General features: G+C 68.5%; 18 protein-coding genes. 7 read left to right on the top strand and 11 right to left on the bottom strand.

Features of this window, described 5'->3' with window-relative positions; all coding sequences use genetic code 11:
* Positions 1-2: 2 nt before the first annotated feature.
* A complete protein-coding gene (locus tag AAFF32_RS15375; protein ID WP_342315658.1) occupies positions 3-806 on the bottom strand; it encodes a hypothetical protein in 804 nt (267 codons plus the stop codon).
* A 181-nt stretch (positions 807-987) separates the two neighbouring features.
* On the opposite strand from AAFF32_RS15375, the gene AAFF32_RS15370 reads away from it, so the two are divergent.
* Both AAFF32_RS15370 and AAFF32_RS15365 read left to right on the top strand, forming a co-directional pair.
* A complete protein-coding gene (locus AAFF32_RS15370) occupies positions 988-1,482 on the top strand; it encodes a BON domain-containing protein (RefSeq protein ID WP_216966761.1) in 495 nt (164 codons plus the stop codon).
* Positions 1,483-1,549: 67 nt separating this feature from the next.
* The gene (locus tag AAFF32_RS15365; protein ID WP_342315657.1) at positions 1,550-1,981 is read left to right on the top strand and encodes a VOC family protein; all 432 of its coding nucleotides are present in this window, start codon (positions 1,550-1,552) and stop codon (positions 1,979-1,981) included.
* Positions 1,982-2,353: 372 nt separating this feature from the next.
* Here the strand turns inward: AAFF32_RS15365 and AAFF32_RS15360 are convergent, their stop codons facing one another.
* Positions 2,354-3,526 (bottom strand): serine hydrolase, encoded by a 1,173-nt coding sequence (locus tag AAFF32_RS15360; RefSeq protein WP_342315656.1) that lies wholly within the window; start codon positions 3,524-3,526, stop codon positions 2,354-2,356.
* Positions 3,527-3,704: 178 nt separating this feature from the next.
* Here AAFF32_RS15360 and AAFF32_RS15355 point away from each other — a divergent pair, with 178 nt between their 5' ends.
* Complete coding sequence (locus tag AAFF32_RS15355) at positions 3,705-4,064, top strand: YciI family protein (protein ID WP_216966767.1); 360 nt, start codon at positions 3,705-3,707, stop codon at positions 4,062-4,064.
* A 70-nt stretch (positions 4,065-4,134) separates the two neighbouring features.
* Here AAFF32_RS15355 and AAFF32_RS15350 read toward each other — a convergent pair whose 3' ends face one another.
* Positions 4,135-5,499, bottom strand: a complete 1,365-nt coding sequence (locus AAFF32_RS15350) for a cation:proton antiporter (RefSeq protein ID WP_216966769.1) — start codon at positions 5,497-5,499, stop codon at positions 4,135-4,137.
* A gap of 577 nt (positions 5,500-6,076) precedes the next feature.
* A complete protein-coding gene (locus AAFF32_RS15345) occupies positions 6,077-6,484 on the bottom strand; it encodes a hypothetical protein (protein ID WP_342315655.1) in 408 nt (135 codons plus the stop codon).
* A gap of 127 nt (positions 6,485-6,611) precedes the next feature.
* Here AAFF32_RS15345 and AAFF32_RS15340 point away from each other — a divergent pair, with 127 nt between their 5' ends.
* A complete protein-coding gene (locus AAFF32_RS15340) occupies positions 6,612-8,024 on the top strand; it encodes an aminotransferase class V-fold PLP-dependent enzyme (RefSeq protein WP_342315654.1) in 1,413 nt (470 codons plus the stop codon).
* 18 nt (positions 8,025-8,042) lie between these two features.
* Here the strand turns inward: AAFF32_RS15340 and AAFF32_RS15335 are convergent, their stop codons facing one another.
* The 5 genes from AAFF32_RS15335 to AAFF32_RS15315 form a co-directional block, all read right to left on the bottom strand.
* Entirely contained in the window at positions 8,043-8,579 is a 537-nt protein-coding gene (locus AAFF32_RS15335; protein WP_342315653.1) for a redoxin domain-containing protein, read from the bottom strand.
* A gap of 170 nt (positions 8,580-8,749) precedes the next feature.
* On the bottom strand, positions 8,750-9,499 hold the full coding sequence (locus tag AAFF32_RS15330) for a hypothetical protein (protein WP_216966776.1): 750 nt from the start codon (positions 9,497-9,499) through the stop codon (positions 8,750-8,752).
* 10 nt (positions 9,500-9,509) lie between these two features.
* Positions 9,510-9,746 (bottom strand): thioredoxin family protein, encoded by a 237-nt coding sequence (locus tag AAFF32_RS15325; protein ID WP_342315652.1) that lies wholly within the window; start codon positions 9,744-9,746, stop codon positions 9,510-9,512.
* 89 nt (positions 9,747-9,835) lie between these two features.
* Complete coding sequence (locus tag AAFF32_RS15320; protein WP_216966780.1) at positions 9,836-10,480, bottom strand: MarR family transcriptional regulator; 645 nt, start codon at positions 10,478-10,480, stop codon at positions 9,836-9,838.
* A 93-nt stretch (positions 10,481-10,573) separates the two neighbouring features.
* On the bottom strand, positions 10,574-10,951 hold the full coding sequence (locus AAFF32_RS15315; RefSeq protein ID WP_216966782.1) for a response regulator: 378 nt from the start codon (positions 10,949-10,951) through the stop codon (positions 10,574-10,576).
* A gap of 110 nt (positions 10,952-11,061) precedes the next feature.
* Here AAFF32_RS15315 and AAFF32_RS15310 point away from each other — a divergent pair, with 110 nt between their 5' ends.
* The 3 genes from AAFF32_RS15310 (at position 11,062) to AAFF32_RS15300 (ending at position 15,684) form a co-directional block, all read left to right on the top strand.
* On the top strand, positions 11,062-13,758 hold the full coding sequence (locus AAFF32_RS15310) for a PAS domain-containing protein (protein ID WP_342315651.1): 2,697 nt from the start codon (positions 11,062-11,064) through the stop codon (positions 13,756-13,758).
* 514 nt (positions 13,759-14,272) lie between these two features.
* The gene (locus AAFF32_RS15305) at positions 14,273-15,040 is read left to right on the top strand and encodes a TerC family protein (protein WP_342315650.1); all 768 of its coding nucleotides are present in this window, start codon (positions 14,273-14,275) and stop codon (positions 15,038-15,040) included.
* A 335-nt stretch (positions 15,041-15,375) separates the two neighbouring features.
* A complete protein-coding gene (locus tag AAFF32_RS15300; RefSeq protein ID WP_216966786.1) occupies positions 15,376-15,684 on the top strand; it encodes a hypothetical protein in 309 nt (102 codons plus the stop codon).
* 12 nt (positions 15,685-15,696) lie between these two features.
* On the opposite strand, the gene AAFF32_RS15295 is transcribed toward AAFF32_RS15300, so the two are convergent.
* On the bottom strand, positions 15,697-16,494 hold the full coding sequence (locus AAFF32_RS15295; RefSeq protein WP_342315649.1) for a hypothetical protein: 798 nt from the start codon (positions 16,492-16,494) through the stop codon (positions 15,697-15,699).
* Between the two features lie 165 nt (positions 16,495-16,659).
* Positions 16,660-17,316 (bottom strand): glutathione S-transferase family protein, encoded by a 657-nt coding sequence (locus AAFF32_RS15290; protein WP_216967139.1) that lies wholly within the window; start codon positions 17,314-17,316, stop codon positions 16,660-16,662.
* Between the last annotated feature and the right edge of the window lie 42 nt (positions 17,317-17,358).

The following is a 17,358-nucleotide window of genomic DNA, read 5'->3' as shown; positions in this document are numbered from 1 at the left end:
ACTCAGAGGCTGGCGGTGGCGGTCGCGGCGACCGCGGGCGCCGGCGGCGTGTCGTCGAACCAGTCCGCGTAGGTCGGCGCGACCAGCGGCTTGAGCAGCGCGCCGGGCACTTCCACTTCGTCGCCGTCGGCGACGCGGAAGCGCAGGCCCGCGATGCGGCCAGCGGAGTTGAAGCGCGGATTGAAGACGTGCTGCATGGCGCGGGTGGGTGCAGGAGCGGGAGCCTGAGCCTGAGCCACACCGCCGAGCATCGCGGACTCTTCGCGTTCGCGATCGATGATGTATTCGTGCAGGCGCGCCCAGGCGGCGGGGTTGGGGATCATCTCGTCCGGCGGCATCAGGCGCTGTTCGGCCGGCAGCCACAGGAAGGTGGCATGAGCCGGCTGGCTGGTCATGCCGCCGTCGTACATCTCCTCGTCCACGACGACGGCGAACATCCGCGGCGCGTCGGCCACCGTGGAGAAGCGCAGCGTGAGTTCGTACGGCACGGCCGGTTGCGGGTTGCGCTTGAGGGCGTTGTCGAGCACCGCGCGGCGCGCATCGGCGTGCGTGACCAAGAGGCGCGCCAGGCCGGGATAGCGCTCCAGCCCCGGTGGATAGCTGATCCCGACGATCGACACGGCGGAGCGCTCGAACACGTCCTGCGGTGCGACGAAGGCTGGCTGCGCCTGCGATGCCGTCGCGTTTGCCTGCTTGTCTTCCGCGCCATCCTTTACGCACGACGCCAGCATCGCCGTGAGGATGCACGCCAGCAGGGGGAAGGAGAAATGCAGCGGCGCCCGGCGGGGCGAAGTCTTGATCAACACGATCGTGCAGTCGGGATGCGGGGGCGGAAAGTTAGCAATCCGTGGCGCCAAACTCTCTCGGATTTCTCCGAAAATTGATGCCGTTCAGCGCACGGGCCCTGTTAAGGCGGGCCTTCGCGCGACGTTTTCGCCGTCGATGGCAGCATCACCCGACACGCGAACCGATCCGAGGTGACGAACCATGCATGAGCGTTCCGCGTCCAGCGCGCTGGGCACCCTGTTCAACGTCGCGCTGGGCTTCGCCGCCGGCGCGCTGGTGATGTACTTCCTCGATCCCAACACAGGCCGGCGACGCCGCTCGCTGGTGCGAGACCGCAGCGTTTCCATGGGCCACGGGGCCGACCGCTACGTGCGCGGCAAGTCCAAGCAGGCCGCCGATCGCCTGAAAGGCATCGCGGCGCGCACCCGCGCGAACCTGTCCTCGGCGCCCATCGACGACGACCTGCTGCACGATCGCATCCGTGCGCGCCTGGGTCGGCTGGTCGATCACCCGCATGACGTGGAAGTGCACGTGCGCGAGGGCCGCGTGCAGCTCAAGGGCACCGTGGCGGAGGAGCAGTTCCAGGACCTGTTGCATGCGGTATCGGCCATGCGCGGCGTGCAGAACCTGGAAAGCCTGCTGCGCACGAAACCGACGCAGGGCGGTTCGCCGTCGCTGCATCCCGGAACGCATTGAGCGATGTGAAGGCCGGCATGCAGCGTGTGCGCTGTAATGCCGGCTCCTTCCGCCAGCAGGACGCATGATGGAAACGATGGAACTGCACCGCGGCCGCCTGATCGACCATGTGCAACTGGTCGTGCGCGACGTCCCCGCGAGCCGCCGCTTCTACGACGCCGTGTTCAAGTCCCTGAAAGTGCCCCTGGGCGGCACGCTCGACGACGGCGCTTTCTGGTACGACGAGCTGTTCGTCTCCAATGCCAAGAGCGAGGCCGCGCAGGGCGAACTGACCGGGCGCAACCACCTCGCATTCCAGGCCGCAGACCGCGCGATGGTGGACGCGTTCCACCAAGCCGCGCTCGCCACCGGTGGCAGCGACAACGGCGCGCCCGGCGAGCGGCCGTACCATCCCGGCTACTACGCCGCCTTCGTGCTCGATCCGGACGGCAACAACATCGAAGCCGTGTATCACGGCGAGGCGAAGCGGAGTGCGCCGTCGGTGAAGGTGACGTTTTGATTGGTGATTCGGGAATAGGGAATAGGGAATAGGGAATAGGGAATAGGGAATCGACTGAAGCGTGCCCGAAGCCGTCATCCGGCGAAGGCCGGGACCCAGGCCGTCACGCCATCCGACGCCCCACGTCATTCCAGCGAAAGCTGGAATCCATGTTCGCTGTTGCTCGTCACAAACAAGTGGGAATGCGTGAAAAACCCCTGGAGAGTGCCGCCATATGGCGGCCCAAAAGCCCCCGCCTTCGCGGGAATGACGGTGAGGTGGGTTGCCCGTGAGGGAGTGCCCATGGGTCATCAGCCTGGATCCCGGCCTTCGCCGGGATGACGGTTCTGAAATGATTCACCGAATCCCGAATCCCGAATCCCGAATTCCCACCTACCGCACCCGCGCCGCCAGCACCTTCCCGATGAACGTGTCGAGCGCGTCGCCGCGGTCGATCCAGCGCACCACGATCAGCAGATCGTTGTCGCGATCGATGTAGACGATGTTCTGACCGTTGCCGCGGAAGGTCACGCTGCTCTCCGGCGCCGAGGGCAATGCCTTGCGGCCGGTGTTGAGGAACCAGTTGCAGTAGCCGTACTCGGCGTTGTCGCTGCCCGGCGTGCGGGCCTTGGCGATCCATTCGCGCGAGACGAGCTGCTTGCCGTCCCAGCGGCCGTCGCGCAGGAACAGGTAGCCGAAACGCGCCATGTCCCAGGCATCGATGAACATGCCGCCGCCCCAATGGCCGCCACCGGAAACGGACTGGATCTTCTGACCGTCTAGTTCGATCCACGAATTGCGGTAGCCGTGCCAGCGCCAGCGCGTGCTCGCGCCGATGGGGTCCATCACGTTCTCGCGCAGCACTTCCGGCAGCGGACGGCGCCACACTTGCAGCGCGGCCAGGGCGAGCACGTTCACGCGCACGTCGTTGTACATGTAGTGCGTGCCGGGCGCGTGGCGTTCGCGGTTGGGCCATTGTTCGGGCGCGCCGGAGGGACGGTCTGCCCAGTCGGGCTTGCCCCACAGCGTGCCCTGCCAGTCGCTGGTCTGGCGCAGCAGATGCTCCCAGGTGATCGGCGCGTTGTGCTCGGAGGCGAACAGGTCCACGTCGCGCGGCATGTAACCGACGACGCGGTCGTTGGTGTCGCGGATCAGCCCACGCTGCCAGGCCACGCCGACGACGGTGCTGAGGAAGGTCTTGGTCACGCTGTGGCTCATGTCCACGGCGTGCGTGTCGCCGAATTCCGCCACCACCTTGCCGCGATGCACGATCAGCCCGTTGAGGCCGGCGCGCACCGCGGTCGGGCCGATCTGGCCGTCGAAGAACGGCTCCTTCGCGCCGAAGCTCTGTGCCAGCGCGATCGACTGGTCGCGCGGTTCCTTCGCTTCGTGGGCAAGGGCGTAGTCCACAGCTTCCTGCAGACGCTGCGGATCGAAGCCCGCCTGCGCCGGCGTCGCCCGCGCCCAGTCGCCGCGCGGCGGGAAATAGCCCTGAGCCCAGGCCGTGGACGCCGTCAGCAGCCACAACAGAACGAAGACACGGGCGTAAGGACGAAGTCGGATCATCGGCGGGCGAGCGGTCTGAGGGTCGCCGCAGCATAGCGGAGCCCCGCCGCGCGAACCCGGCAACGTCTGTCGATTCGGCGCTTTGTCGATTTCGTCCCCGCCCGAACGTCGTTCCCATGAAGGGCGCGCTTCCACGCCGGCATCGACGGCGGCCGCGTCCAAGCAACAAGGAGATCCCATGCGCTTCATGTCCATGATCCGGCTCGACGAGAACACCGGCCAGGTGCCCAGCCAACGCCTCATCGACGATATGACCCGACTGATCGACGAACTGCGCGCGTCCGGCAAGCTGCTCGACACCGGCGGGCTGCAACCGACCGCGCAGGGTCGCCGCGTGCGCCTGCACAATGGCAAGCTGTCCAACATCGACGGTCCGTTCACCGAAGCCAAGGAAGTGATCGGCGGCTATGCAGTGTTGCAGGCCGATTCGCTGGACGAAGCGACGCAGCTGACGCGCCGGTTCCTGGAAGTCCACGGCACCGAATGGAACCTGGAGTGCGAGGTGCGCCAGATCGAGGAACCCGGAGACTGCGGCTGATCATTGGCGTCGATGCGCGGGCGCTGGACGCGCGACCGCGCTGCGTTATCCGCGCGACCGCGCCCGGCGGTTAGCGGCGCGCGCGGCGTTCGATCAGGTCCAGCAACGGGCCGGTCATGGCGGTGGTCACCAGCGCCATGACCACCAGCACCGCGAACAGGCGATCGCCGATCAGGCCCAGCTCGTAGCCCAGGTTGAGCACGATCAGCTCCATCAGGCCGCGCGTGTTCATCAGCGCGCCCAGGCGCATGGCATCGACGTTCGGCATGCCGGCGCTGCGCGCGGACATCCACGTGCCGATGCCTTTACCGAGCGTCGCCACCACGATCACCCCCAGCCCCAGCAGCACGTCCGACGCCTGCCAACCGTCCATGCGCAGGCGCAGGCCGGTCATCGCGAAGAACAGCGGCAGCAACAGGGAAATCGCGAACGGCTCCACGCGCTCGACCAACAGATGACGCAGGCGGGCGTTGCCCGACACGGCCACGCCCGCCAGGAACGCACCGAACAGCGCGTGGATGCCCAGCACCTCCGTCACCAGCGCGCAGGCCAGCGCGAGCAGCAGCAGGGCGATGAGCGCGCGGCCTTCCAGTTCGACCGGCACCGCGCGGCGCGTGATCCACGGCCGCGCCAAGGCCAGCACTGCCACCGCGAACAGCAGCGTCCCCAGCAGGCTCACCGACGCCATGCCCCAGCCGGTGGCCTGCACGGTGGCGACGATCACCGCCAGCAGGCACCACGCGCTGGCATCGCCGAGCGCGGCGCAGGCGATGGCGATGCGGCCGATTTCGGTGTGGGTGAGGCCGCGGTCGGACAGGATGCGCAGCAGCACCGGGAACGCGGTGATGCTCAGCGACACGCCCATGAACAGCGCGAAGCTGGCGAAGCCCACGCCGGCCGGCGCGTGCTGCGCGAACAGGGCGAACGCCAGCAGCACGCCGCACAGGAAGGGCAGGGCGATGCCGGCGTGGCTCACCAGCAACGCGAAGCCGCGACGTCCGTGCAGGCTGGTGAGGTCGAGCTCCGCGCCGGCGACGAACAGGAACATCAGCACGCCCAGCTGGCTCACCAACCCCAGCGCGCCCAGGCTCTGCGGCGCGAACAGCCAGCCCTGCACGTCGGGCGCGACGGCGCCGAACAGCAGCGGCCCGAGCAGCAGGCCGGCGGCCATCTCGCCGATCACCGCCGGCTGGCCGAAGCGGCGCAGCAGCCAGCCGGCGCTCTTGGCCACGCCCAACACCACCAGCAACTGCAGCAGGAAGCGCGAGAGCGGGGAGGTCAGCGGCCCGTGCGCAGTGGCGGCCTGCGTGGCGTGCGCCACGTCGGCGGGCGAGGGTGCGACGGGCAGCGCGAACGGGTAGTGCGTCATCACCGCGGCCACCGCGAGCGGCACGATCACCAGCAACAGGTACCACCAGGTCAGCTTCGGTCGCATGCGGGATGCCGGCGTCTGTTCCACTCATCGTTCCCCATTCGGATGCGGGGACTATAGCCGGGAGGTTCGATGGCCGGGACGTTTCAGGGCCGGCATCCCTTTCATGGGCGCGCCCCGCTCACAGCAGTCAGCCGCGTAGTCGTCCCCGCCACTTGCCGTCATCCCGGCGAAGGCCGGGACCCAGGCCGATGGCGCAAGGGCACTCCCTCACCGTTGAACCACGTCACCGTCATCCCGGCGAAGGCCGGGATCCAGGTCCGCAGCGCAAGGGCACTCCCGCTTCGGCCAACTACCGTAACGTCATTCCCGCGAAGGCGGGGGCTTTTGGGCCGCCATATGGCGTCACTCTCCAGGGACTTTTCACGCATTCCCTGCTGCGTTTGAACCGCACCAGCAAGATCAAAATGGATTCCGGCTTTCGCTGGAATACGTGAGGTGTCGGACGACGTGACGGCCTGGATCCCGGCCTTCGCCGGGATGACGGTATTTGGACGGCGGACTCTGCGTCACGCATGACGTCTCTCCCAAAACGGTGCCTGGGACGACGGTGTCTCGGATGGCAGCGTCTCAAGCCCCCTCACCCCCGATTCGCCTCCACCCAAGCCGCCAGTTTCTTCGGGGCCAGCGTGCAATAGCTGGCCACGACATGCCGCTCCACATCGTCCCACTCGGTGCGAGCATCCAGCACCATGCCGACGATGTCCGGCCACCAGCGCGGCAGGAAATACGGTGGCCGGGCGAAGCGCGCGACCTCCGCGGCCGGTCGCGGTGTGCGGAAGGTCAGCACGCACAGCGGGCCGTCGGAACCGGCGGCCTTCGCGTACGCCGGCGGCCAGCCCTCGTCGATCATCACCGCGTGCGCGAAGTTCTTGCGCGAGATGCACCAGCGCGTGCCGGTCCAGGCCGCTTCCTCCACGGCGTCGGGCAGGTCCAGGCAGACCAGTCGCAGCCGGTCGACGATGGCCTGCGGGGGAGGCGGATGCATGGCCCTTGGGCCTCCGTGCCGTGCGCGTCGAAGGGAGGTTAGCGCCCCTGCGCGAACGAACGGGGATTTAACGGCGCTCTCGCGGCGCGGCCCTATCCTGCGGGCCTCGCCCCGAGGACGATGCCCCATGGCCACCGATCGCTTCCAGTCCGCCGTGTTCGACGCGTACCTGGACAACGCGCGTGCACACGCCGCCCGTTACCTGCGACGACTGCCCGACCGTCACGTCGGCGCGCGCGCCGGTCGCGACGAGCTGCTTGCCGCGCTGCACAGCTCGCTGCCGGACAAGGGCGACGAAGGCGGCGACGTCATCGACCTGCTCGCCACGCAGGCCGAGCGCGGCGCGGTGGCGTGCAATTCTCCGCGCTATTTCGGCTTCGTGATCGGCGGCGCGTACCCGGTCGCGCTGGCCGCGGACTGGCTGGTGTCCACGTGGGATCAGAACGCCGGCATCTATGCGATCTCGCCGCTGGTGTCGGTGCTGGAAGAAGTGGCCGGGCAGTGGCTACTGGACCTGTTCGACCTGCCGCGCGAGAGCGGGGTGGGCTTCGTCACCGGCTGCCAGATGGCGAACTTCACCTGCCTGGCCGCCGCGCGCCATCACGTGCTGCGCCGCGTCGGCTGGGACGTGGAAGCCGACGGATTGCAGGGCGCGCCGCGCCTGCACGTCGTCGCGTCGGCCGAATCGCACATCACCATTGACGTCGCGCTGCGCTACCTGGGTCTGGGCACGCGCAACGTGCATCGCGTCGACAGCGACGCACAGGGCCGCATGCGCGCCGATCATCTGCGCGAGGTGCTGGCCGGGCTCGACGGGCCGACCATCGTCTGCGCGCAGGCCGGCAACGTGAACACCGGTGCGTTCGATCCGCTGCGCGAGATCGCCCAGGTCACGCGTGAACGCGGCGCCTGGTTGCATGTGGATGGCGCGTTCGGATTGTGGGCGCGCGCGAGCGCATCGCTGCGCGCGTTCGCCGACGGCATCGAACTCGCCGATTCCTGGGCCACCGACGCGCACAAGTGGCTCAACGTGCCTTACGACTGCGGCGTGGCGATGGTCCGCCACGCCGAAGATCATCGTGTCGCGATGACCTCCGCGGCGGCGTACCTGATCCAGACCAAGGGGCCGGAGCGCGATGCGGTGGACTGGGTGCCGGAGTTCTCCCGCCGTGCGCGCGGCGTGCCGGTGTACGCGACGCTGCGCGCGCTTGGCCGCGACGGCGTGCAGGACCTTGTCGAGCGCAGCTGCGCTCGCGCGCGCCAGATGGCCGACGTACTGCGCGCGGCCGAAGGCGTGCGCATCCTCAACGACGTCGTGCTCAACCAGGTGCTGGTGCGCTTCGGCGACGACGACGAGCTGACGCGCGCCGTCATCGAAGGCGTGCAGCGCGACGGCACCTGCTGGCTCGGTGGCACGACATGGCAGGGCCTGGGCGCGATGCGCATCTCGGTGTCGAACTGGGCCACCAGCGAGGACGATGCCGCCCGCAGCGCGGCGGCGATCCTGCGCGTGTTCCACTCGCTGCGCGCCGCCGCCTGAGCGGCGCGGCGAAGTCGGCTAGACCGTGCAGCCGTTCGCGTCGCAGGCGGCGGCAGGCGCGGTTTCCGGCGTCCTCGTCGCAGCTGCTTCGCCGATCAGCGAGGCGATCTGCGCGCCCAGCACCAGATCGCTCACCTGACCGAAATGCTGGTGACGGATGCGGCCCTGCGCATCGATCAGCGTCATCGTCGGCGTGCCGCGCATCGCGTAGGCGCGCATGGTGCGCGGGATCGGGCCGTCGGTGCCGGGCAGGTCCACGCCGACCGGGAAGGCGATGCGGTATTCGTGCAGGAACGCCTGCAGCGAGACCGGCGTCATCGCCTCGTGGTGTTCGAAGACGGTGTGCAGGCCGATCACGGCGACCTGGTCGGGCGAGAACGTCTGCGCGACGCGCTGCGCCTGCGGCAGGCCGTGGCTGACACAGCCGGGGCAGAGCATCTGGAAGGCTTCCAGTACGACGACCTTGCCGCGCAGCGATTCGAGCGTGATGGTCGCATCGGTGTTGAACCAGCGCTCGACCTGCAAGGCGGGCGCGAGGGAGAGTGGGGCGTTCATGGATTCGGGGTTCCTTGTGTGGGCTCGTCACTCCCGTGACGGCGGAAGTCCAACGTCGAGACGTTGCCGGCTCGATGCAGGCGTGACACGTCGGGCAGTTGGATCCCCGCCTTCGCGGGGATGACAGCAGGGCGGGCAGACGCGCCGGCCGGCACGGCCGGCGGTCCGCATCAGCGGTTCGGCTTGCCGGGCAGGCTCAGATCGCCCGAGGCGACCTTGAACACGTCCACCACGCACAGCAGCGGCGCATGCACGGAAGCATTGACGCGCAGGCCGGCGGTGACGCCGTCGAACGAACCGGCGGTGACCACGCCGATGTCGTCGAACGGCACCTTCACCTCGACCGTCTCGCCGGTGAGGGTCGGGCTCCAGCCCGGGCTGTCGAGCAGCAGCGGCAGGCCCGGCCAGGTGCGCGGCAGGCGCGGCTTGGCGCCTTCGGGAATGTCGACCACGCCCAGCGCGCCGGGACCGCAGGCCTCGTTGGGCTTCAGCACGACCCAATGGCTGTGCCACAGGTTGCCGTCGTTGTCGCGCTTGCCGTCGCCGTTTTCGTCGTAGAGCGGCGTGTCGTCGAAATCCGGATGCGCGGTGACGGCCATCGCGAGGATGCCCGCGCCGCGTTCGAAGCCGACTTCGTACGGGTCGATCGTGGTCGGCCACACATACGAGAACACGTCGCTGCCGGCGAGCTTGCCGGTGGCGGCGGGCGTGCTCTTGCCGGCCTTGCCGGACACGGCCATGTGGAACGTGGCGATGTTGCCCTGCGTGGTGATCTTGGTGTGGACGATGTCGAAGTCGGCGACGAGCGCGCTGTCGGCCTTGGTCTGTACGCCGCCGGTGTGCTTGGCGGCGTCGTGCGCGTGCGCCGCGCCGAAACCGAGCATGGCGGCGAGCGCCAGCGTGAGGGAGAGGGTTTTCATGGCATCGCCCTCAGCGCAGGTCGGCGATGGAGGCGCCGAAGTTGATGTGCAGCGGCAGCCTGCCCAGCACCAGCGCGGGTACGGATTGCACACCGGCGGCTTCGGCTTCAGCTACGCGCGACTTGTCGTCGCCCAGGTGCACGACTTCGACATCGAAACGCGCCGGATCCAGCGAAACGGCGAGCTGACGCTCGGCATCGACGCACACGGGGCAACCGGCATGATAGAAAACGGCCTTCTGGCGCATACTTCAATCTCCTCTTGCTTGCTCTACAGGGTGGGTAAGGGAAACCGGGCGGCGTCCGATGGCAGTCGGGCGCCGCCCAACTTTTCCGCCTAGGGCGGAACGGGGCGGCGAAAGCGCAAGGCGTTCGCTTCGATCTGTGTTTCATCGGCCGGCGACTGGTCGTCGCAATCGGCGCGAAGTTCGGGGTCTCCGAAGGGCTGCTGCACGAAGCCGCAGAAGTGCGGACGGCGTGCATCGCCGGTCGAATCGGGCTGGAAATAGCGACATCCCAGACACGTGCGCGCGCCGGTCGCCAGTCCCTGGCGTTGCGCCTGGCGCACCATCAGCTGGGTCACGCGCAGCAACGCGCCGATGTCACCTTCGTCCAGGCCTTGCAACAGGCTTCCCATGCCACGCGATGGATGGCGCAACTGGCGCACCGTGGCGCGCCCGCTGCGGGTGAGGCGTACGGTCGCGGCGCGGCGATCGTCGGGATCGGGTTCGCGTTCGATCCAAGCCTTGCTTTCCAGTGCCTTCAGCGAGTCGCTCAGGCTGGCCGCGGTGACGCCCAGGCGCTGGGCGATCTCGCGCGCGCGCAGCGGCGTGGCCGTTCCGGCGAGCATGCGCAACACGGCGGCCTGCGTCGGCGGCAGCGACGGCGTGCCGTCGGGTCGCCACGATTGCGCGCGCACCAGCGAGGCCAGCTGTTCCAGCCCGGCGGCGGCCTGTTCGCGATGGGAGTCGTCCGTCGTCATGGCGGATAAGTTAGGAGTCCTAACTAAAAAACTCAATGACCGTTCGTCGGGACGGCCACGGGCGACCGCGACGTTCGGATGACGATGAGGGATTCAGCCGGCGCGGACGACGAGGCTGCTCAGTTCGCGCACCAGGTCGAACAGACCGACCGGCTTGCGGCAGCGTGGAATGGCGCTGTACGCGGCGGGCAGGGCGCTGTCGTCGTAGCCGGTGAGGAAGAGCATGGGCACGCCGCGTCCGCGCAGGGCTTCGACGACGGCGAAGGAGGTCTCGTCGCCCAGGTTCACGTCCAGCAGCGCGCCGTCGAGCACGGGCGCCTGTGCGATGGCGCGCAACGCACCCAGCACGTCGGGGCAGGGACCGACGACGGTGGCGCCCTCCAGTTCCAATGCCTCCTGCAGGCCCGAGGCCAGGAGGTAGTCGTCCTCCACCACCAGCAGATGGAGGCCATTGAGGCCATCGCTCGACATGCGGTCGCTCCCGCGTGGCTGGCTTCATTGTTGGTTGGGGAAAGTTAACGGGGCGAGACGGTGCACGGCGGATTCACGTCGCACCGACCCCGCCGGAGTGGAATGGAGCGATGCGATCCGCTACTGCCCACACCGTCCACTCCCCGCGGGCCATCGCCAGCGGGACCGAAGGCGCGCAGGGACCCGGCTTCCTCGGCCTGGCGCTCGCCGAGCGCGTGGACCGGCGTCGCGCCGCGTGGGTGGTCGGAGTGCTGCTGCTGGCCTTCATCGCGACCGGCCCGTTCGCGGATCGGACGCTGCCGGCGGTGCCGGCCTTCGTGCCCGCCTACGACGCGGCGGTGCTGGTGCTGGCCGCGATCACCGCGATCATCCTCCACGCCCAGTACCGCGACCTGCACGAACGCGGGTTCCTGTGGCTGGCCTGCGGCTACCTGTTCAGTGCGCTGTTCGCGCTGCTGCACGGACTGACGTTTCCCGATGCGTTCGTCAGTGGCAGCCTGTTCGGCGGTGTGCAGACGACCGCGTGGTCGTGGATCCTCTGGCACGGCATTGCACCGCTATTCGTCACCGCCTACGCGCTGGATGCCCGGCGGCCACCGGCCACGGGCGCATCGCTCCTGGAGCGCGCGGCCTATCCGGCGACGGTGGCGCTGGTCGCGGTGCTGGCGCTGGCGCTGGTGCGTCTGGATCCGGTGCTGCCGGAACTGCTGACCAGCGCCTACTACCGGCCGCCCTCGACGCGCTGGATCGGCGGCCTGGTCTGGGCGGTGCACCTGGCCGCGCTGCTCGTGCTGGTCTGGCGTACGCGGCTGCGCCGCTTGCTCGACGTGTGGCTGTGCGTGGCGCTGGTGGCGGCGGTGATCGAACTGGCCCTGAGCGGCATGATGATCACCGCGCGCTACCAACTCGGGTTCTACATCGGCCGTGTTTACGGGCTGGCCGGCGCGCTGTTCGTGGTGGCGCTGCTGCTGCGCCATGCATTGTTGCTGCAGGCGCGGCTGGTGCGCGCGGCCTCGGCGCTGCACGACAGCGAACGCCGCTTCCGCGACCTGTTCGACAGCATGGGCGAAGCGTTCTACATCGGCGAAGCGGTGACCGATGCCGACGGTCGCGTGGTCGACCTGATGTTCCTGCAGGAGAACCCGATGGCGCGCCGCTATGTCGGCCGCGACATCGCCGGCAAACGGCTGTGCGAGGTCGCGCCGGACTTCGGCCGCGAGTGGCTGCACATCGTCGACGAAGTGGTGCGCAACGGCGGCGAGCGCACGCTGGAAGGGCCCTCGCCCCGCACGCGCCGTCATTTCCACTACCGCGTGTTCCGGCTCAAGAGCCGGAAGAAGCAGGTGGGCATCCTCTTCCAGGACATCCAGCCGCGCCGCGACGCCGAAAAGGCCCTGCGCGACAGCGAGGAGCGCTTCAGCCAGTTCGGCCAGGCCTCCTCGAGCGTGCTGTGGATCCGCGACGCCACCTCGCTGGAGATGGAGTACCTGAGCCCGTCGTTCGAGACCACCTGTGGCCGCGGCTGCGTGGACCTGGTCGGCGCGGGCTTCGAATCGTGGATCGCCCTGGTGCATCCGGACGACCACGAGGCCGTGCGCCGCGCCATGGCCCGCGTGCAGCAGGGCGAGCGCGTGGAACACGAGTTCCGCATGGTGCATGGCGAGACCGGCGAGCTGCTCTGGATCCACAGCACCGAGTTCCCCATGCGCGATATCGCGTGCCGGATCAACCGCACCGGCGGCATCGCCCAGGATGCGACGTTGCTGAAGCGGGCCCAGGCGCGGTTGCGCGAGAGCGAGGAACGCCTGCGCAGTGCGATCGAAGTCGGGCGCCTGGCGACCTGGGACTGGAACCTGACCACGGGCGAGGTCGCCTGGTCGGACGAGCACTACCGCATCGAGGGCTATGCACCGGGCGAAGTGGTGCCCAGTTACGAGGCGTGGATCGCCCGCGTCCACCCCGACGACCGCGAGGCCGCCGAGTCGGCCGTGGTGCACGCGATGCAGACCGGTGGCGAGTACGCGCGGGAGGTGCGTTTCCTGCACCCGGACGGTTCCGTTCACTGGGCCAACGCGCGCGGGCGCTTCTTCTACGACGCCTCGGGCGCGCCGGTGCGCATGATCGGCTCCATGCTCGACACGACCCTGCGTCGCGAGTTCGAGGAAGCCCAGCGCGTGCTGGTGGCTGAACTGCAGCACCGCACGCGCAACCTGATCGCGGTGGTGCGCGCCATTTCCGACCGCACCCTGCGCGAAAGTCCCAACATGCGCCACTTCGCCGCCGCATTCAGCGAGCGCCTGGACTCGCTGGCGCGCGTGCAGGGCCTGCTTTCGCGGTTGAAGGAAGGCCAGCGCGTGAGCTTCGACGAGTTGCTGCGCATGGAACTGGCCGCGCACCTGGACGAGGGCGGGGTGCGCTTCGACCTGGAGGGGCCGGCCGACGTTTCCTTGCGTTCCTCCACCGTGCAGCCGTTGGCCCTGGCGATCCACGAGCTGATCACCAACGCCGTGAAGTACGGCGCGCTGCGCGATCCGCGCGGGCGGCTGCGCATCCGCTGGCGCGTGGAACCCGAGGACGGTCGACCCTGGCTGCACGTGGACTGGCGCGAGACCGGCGTGGCGATCGGCAGCGGCGAGCCCGCGCCGGGCGGCGGTGCCGGCCGCGAACTGATCGAGCGCGCGCTGCCGTACCAGTTCGGCGCGCGCACCACCTACACCCTCACCGACGAAGGCGTGCACTGCACGATCGCCATGCCGATCTCGCGCCGCGAACCGTTGTCATCCATCAGTCATGACATCCGGTTATGACGGCATCAGGTCCGGTGAGGTCGGGTGAGGGCGTGGCGAATGATTGCTTCGCTGCGGCTTAACTCCTTGCCGGTGATGCTGATCGCCCGAACGACAGGTTCCTCCCCCATGGCCACCCGCAAGCCGCCCATCCACGGAGCGACGACGTCGCCCCGACCCCGCGTTCCACGGGTGGTCCGCCTGCCGTGGCGCGAGGACACACGCAAGCCGACGCGGGCCGACCGCGCCGAACATCAGCTGCGATTGCGCCGGCTCAGCGCCGGCCACGCCTGAACACGCCGTTGCCGGAACCGCTCCGGCGGCGTGCTAGGATCGCAGCAGAAGGGGAGTAGCTCCACGTGCTGTCGCCGTCATTACGAGGGTTCCCGCCAGGGAATTCATCCGGTGCAGCAGCAGGCCGCGCGGCCTGTGAGCAAGACCTTCGCCGTGCCACGGCGAAGGTGCGTCCAGGGTTTTCTACGGATGCGAGCGCGCGTGGGCCACGGAATCCCGCCCACCGCCTAGAACCCATCCGATGGACATATTCCTCAATCCCGAAATCTGGATCGCACTGGCCACGTTGACGGCGCTCGAGCTCGTGCTCGGCATCGACAACATCATCTTCATCTCCATCCTTGCCGGAAAACTCCCGGCGCATCAGCGCGACAAGGCGCGCCGCATCGGCATCACATTGGCCGCGGTGACCCGCCTGGGCCTGTTGCTCACCATCGCCTGGATCGTGGGTCTGACGGCGCCGTTGTTCACGGTGCTGGGCAACGAATTCTCCTGGCGCGACCTGATCCTCATCGGCGGCGGTCTGTTCCTGATCGGCAAAGCCACGCACGAGATCCACCAGAAACTCGAAGGCGCCAGCGAAACGGTCACCGCCGGCAAGGTGGTGGGCGTCAGCTTCACCAGTGTGATCGCGCAGATCATGGTGCTGGACATCGTGTTCTCGCTGGATTCGATCATCACCGCCGTGGGCATGGTCGACGATCGCTGGGTGATGGTCGCCGCGATCCTGATCTCGATCGTGTTCATGCTGATGTTCGCCAAACCGATCGGCGATTTCGTCGAGCGCCACCCGACGGTCAAGATCCTCGCACTGAGCTTCCTGATCATGATCGGCCTGGTGCTGATCGCCGACGGCTTCGGCCAGCACATCAACAAGGGTTACGTCTACGTGGCGATGGCCTTCTCGGTCTTCGTCGAGATGATCAACCTGTGGATCCGCAAGCGCGAAGCGCACAAGTCGGAGCCGGTGAAGCTGCGCGAGCGGTTCGAGGAAAGCCCGGCCGAGTAGGCCTTTGGCAGTCGCTACACGCTTGAAGCCCCTCTCCCGCACGCGGGAGAGGGGTGAGGGCAGGGCACACCGCTTCCGCCGTGTGTCCCGTCATCCCGGCGAAGGCCGGGCCCCAGGCCCTCACGCATTCCGCGCCCCACACCGTCATCCCAGCGACGGCGAGCGCGCCGCCCGTGACGTTCGTGGCGTCAACATCGGCGCCAGGCGTGAGCCGCGTCACGTCTGCGCGCATCGCGCGCTTGCCCAGGCCGGGGTGCTCCCGTCTAATGGGGCGCGCCGGCGGTGGGGACTGCCGGCCCGTCCAAGCGTCCGGTCCGTCCATCAAGGGAGTGGTCATGCGCCGTATCGCCCTCGCATCGTGTCTGTTGCTGGCTGGCGCGGTTTCCGCCGGCGAACTCGCCCATCGCGCCACCTACGACGCGGCCTCGCTCGGCGAGCGCGGCATCGATTCGGTGAGCTCGCTCATTCTCGATTACGCCAAGACCCAGAACCTGGCGCTCAATGCCTCGCACCCGCCGGTGTTCCTCGTCGAGGGCAAGCACCAGGTGCTCACCGCGCAGGAACGCGAGGCGGCGCTTGCCGGTGCCGCGACGGTGGAGTTGATGAGCGACGGCGATGCCGTCGTCGTCAACGTGCGCAAGTAAGGCGGCCCGCGTTCAATAGAACGCCACGCCCGGTCGCAGCAGCAACTGGAACACCAGCAGCAACACGACCGCCGCCAGCAACGGCAGCACGAACGAACCCAGGCGCACGCCCGCGCCGTGGACGTCGCGCACGCGCCACGCACCGGCCAGCATCCACAGCGCGCCAGGAAGCCCCACCAGCACCGGTAGCAGCACCACTTCGATCATCTCGCGCGGCACGCGGAACGGGATCACCAGCGCCGTACCGATCAGCATCGGCAGCGCGATGGTCTGCGCGATGAAACGCGTGCGCGCACGCGCCGTGGCCACGCCATCGGCGTGGGCCAATTCCAGCGCCGGTCGCAACAGGGCCAGCGCGACGGCGGCGATGGCGACCAGCGCCAGCAGCGCGGCGATGCGCTTCGTCGCGGAGGACAACCCCAGCCACGTCATCGCCATGCCCACGTCGCTGGCCGGGCTCATCGCGCCGATGACCACCTGCGGCAACGCCATCAGCAGGCCGCAGTAGGCCATCCAGATCACGAACAGCCGCCACGCGCCCGGACGCGGGGAGCCTGCACGCAGCACGACCAGGCAAACCAGCCCGACCAGCGCCGTCGCCAATGCGCCCGTGCCCTGGAACAGGCTGGCGAGGTCGTTCTCGCCGAGCCAGCGGTGGTTGTTGTGGAAGAGCGTCGGCCGCAGGCCGGGCGTGAGGGCCTTGGGCACGACCAGGAACAGCTCCTGGATGAAGAACGTGAGGTTGAACGCGAGTGCGTAGAGCAGCGAGGAGATCGCCACCGCGTTCCAGTCCCAAGGAGACGAGCGCATCGCGACGGCATCCCTCCGAGCGCCCGCGCACCATCCCGCCACGGCCAGCAGTGCCGGTGGAATCAGCAGTGTGAGCAGGACGGCGAGGAGGATCATGCGGCACCCGCGTCGGAGTCGGCAGGCATCATCGCAGCACGCCGCCCCGGCCCGGAAGTGACCATGGGCCTAGTCGCGGTCCGGTGCGCCCAACGGGAAGAAGCTGCGGTACGGACGGGCTTCGTCCACCGCGCGCGCGAAGGCCGGTCGTTCCAGCAGCCGCGCGCGGTACGCATGCACGTTGGCGAAGCGCGCGTCGATGCGGTGCGTCCAGTCCGCGTAGAACAGGAACGGCCCGGCACCGCAATCGGCCAGACTGAAGCGATCGCCCGCCGCCCATTCGCGCCCGCGCATCACCTCGTCCAGCCACGCGTAGGCCTGTTCCAGCATGGTGCGCGCTTCGGCCACGCCGTAAGGGTCGCGATCCTGCGGCACGCGGATCGCATCGAACACGATCTTCTGCTGCGGCGTGGAAATGTAATTGTCGAAGAAGCGGTCCATGGTGCGAACGTCCAGCGCTTCGTCCGGATCGTCCGGAATCAGCGGCACCGGCCCGCGATGGCGCAGATGCAGGTACTCGATGATGCAGCTCGCCTCCGGGATCACACGGCCCTCATCGACGAGCACCGGAAAGCGTTGCACCGGCCACATCGCCGTGAGTTCACGCCACGCCTCGCAGTCGGGCGATTCCAGCATCTTCCATTGGAAGGCGATGCCGTTCTCGTAGAGCGCCGTGAGCGCCTTCTGCGAATACGACGAGAACGGGTGGGCATACAGCGTCAGCATGGGATTCACCGGAGACGAGGCCAGGTGCCTCATCATCCACGA

Origin of the sequence: Lysobacter sp. FW306-1B-D06B, assembly GCF_038446665.1 — a bacterium.
Taxonomy (GTDB): Bacteria; Pseudomonadota; Gammaproteobacteria; order Xanthomonadales; family Xanthomonadaceae; genus Lysobacter_J.
The sequence above is the reverse complement of the archived record's forward strand: the minus strand, read 5'-3'. Positions and strand labels throughout refer to the sequence as shown.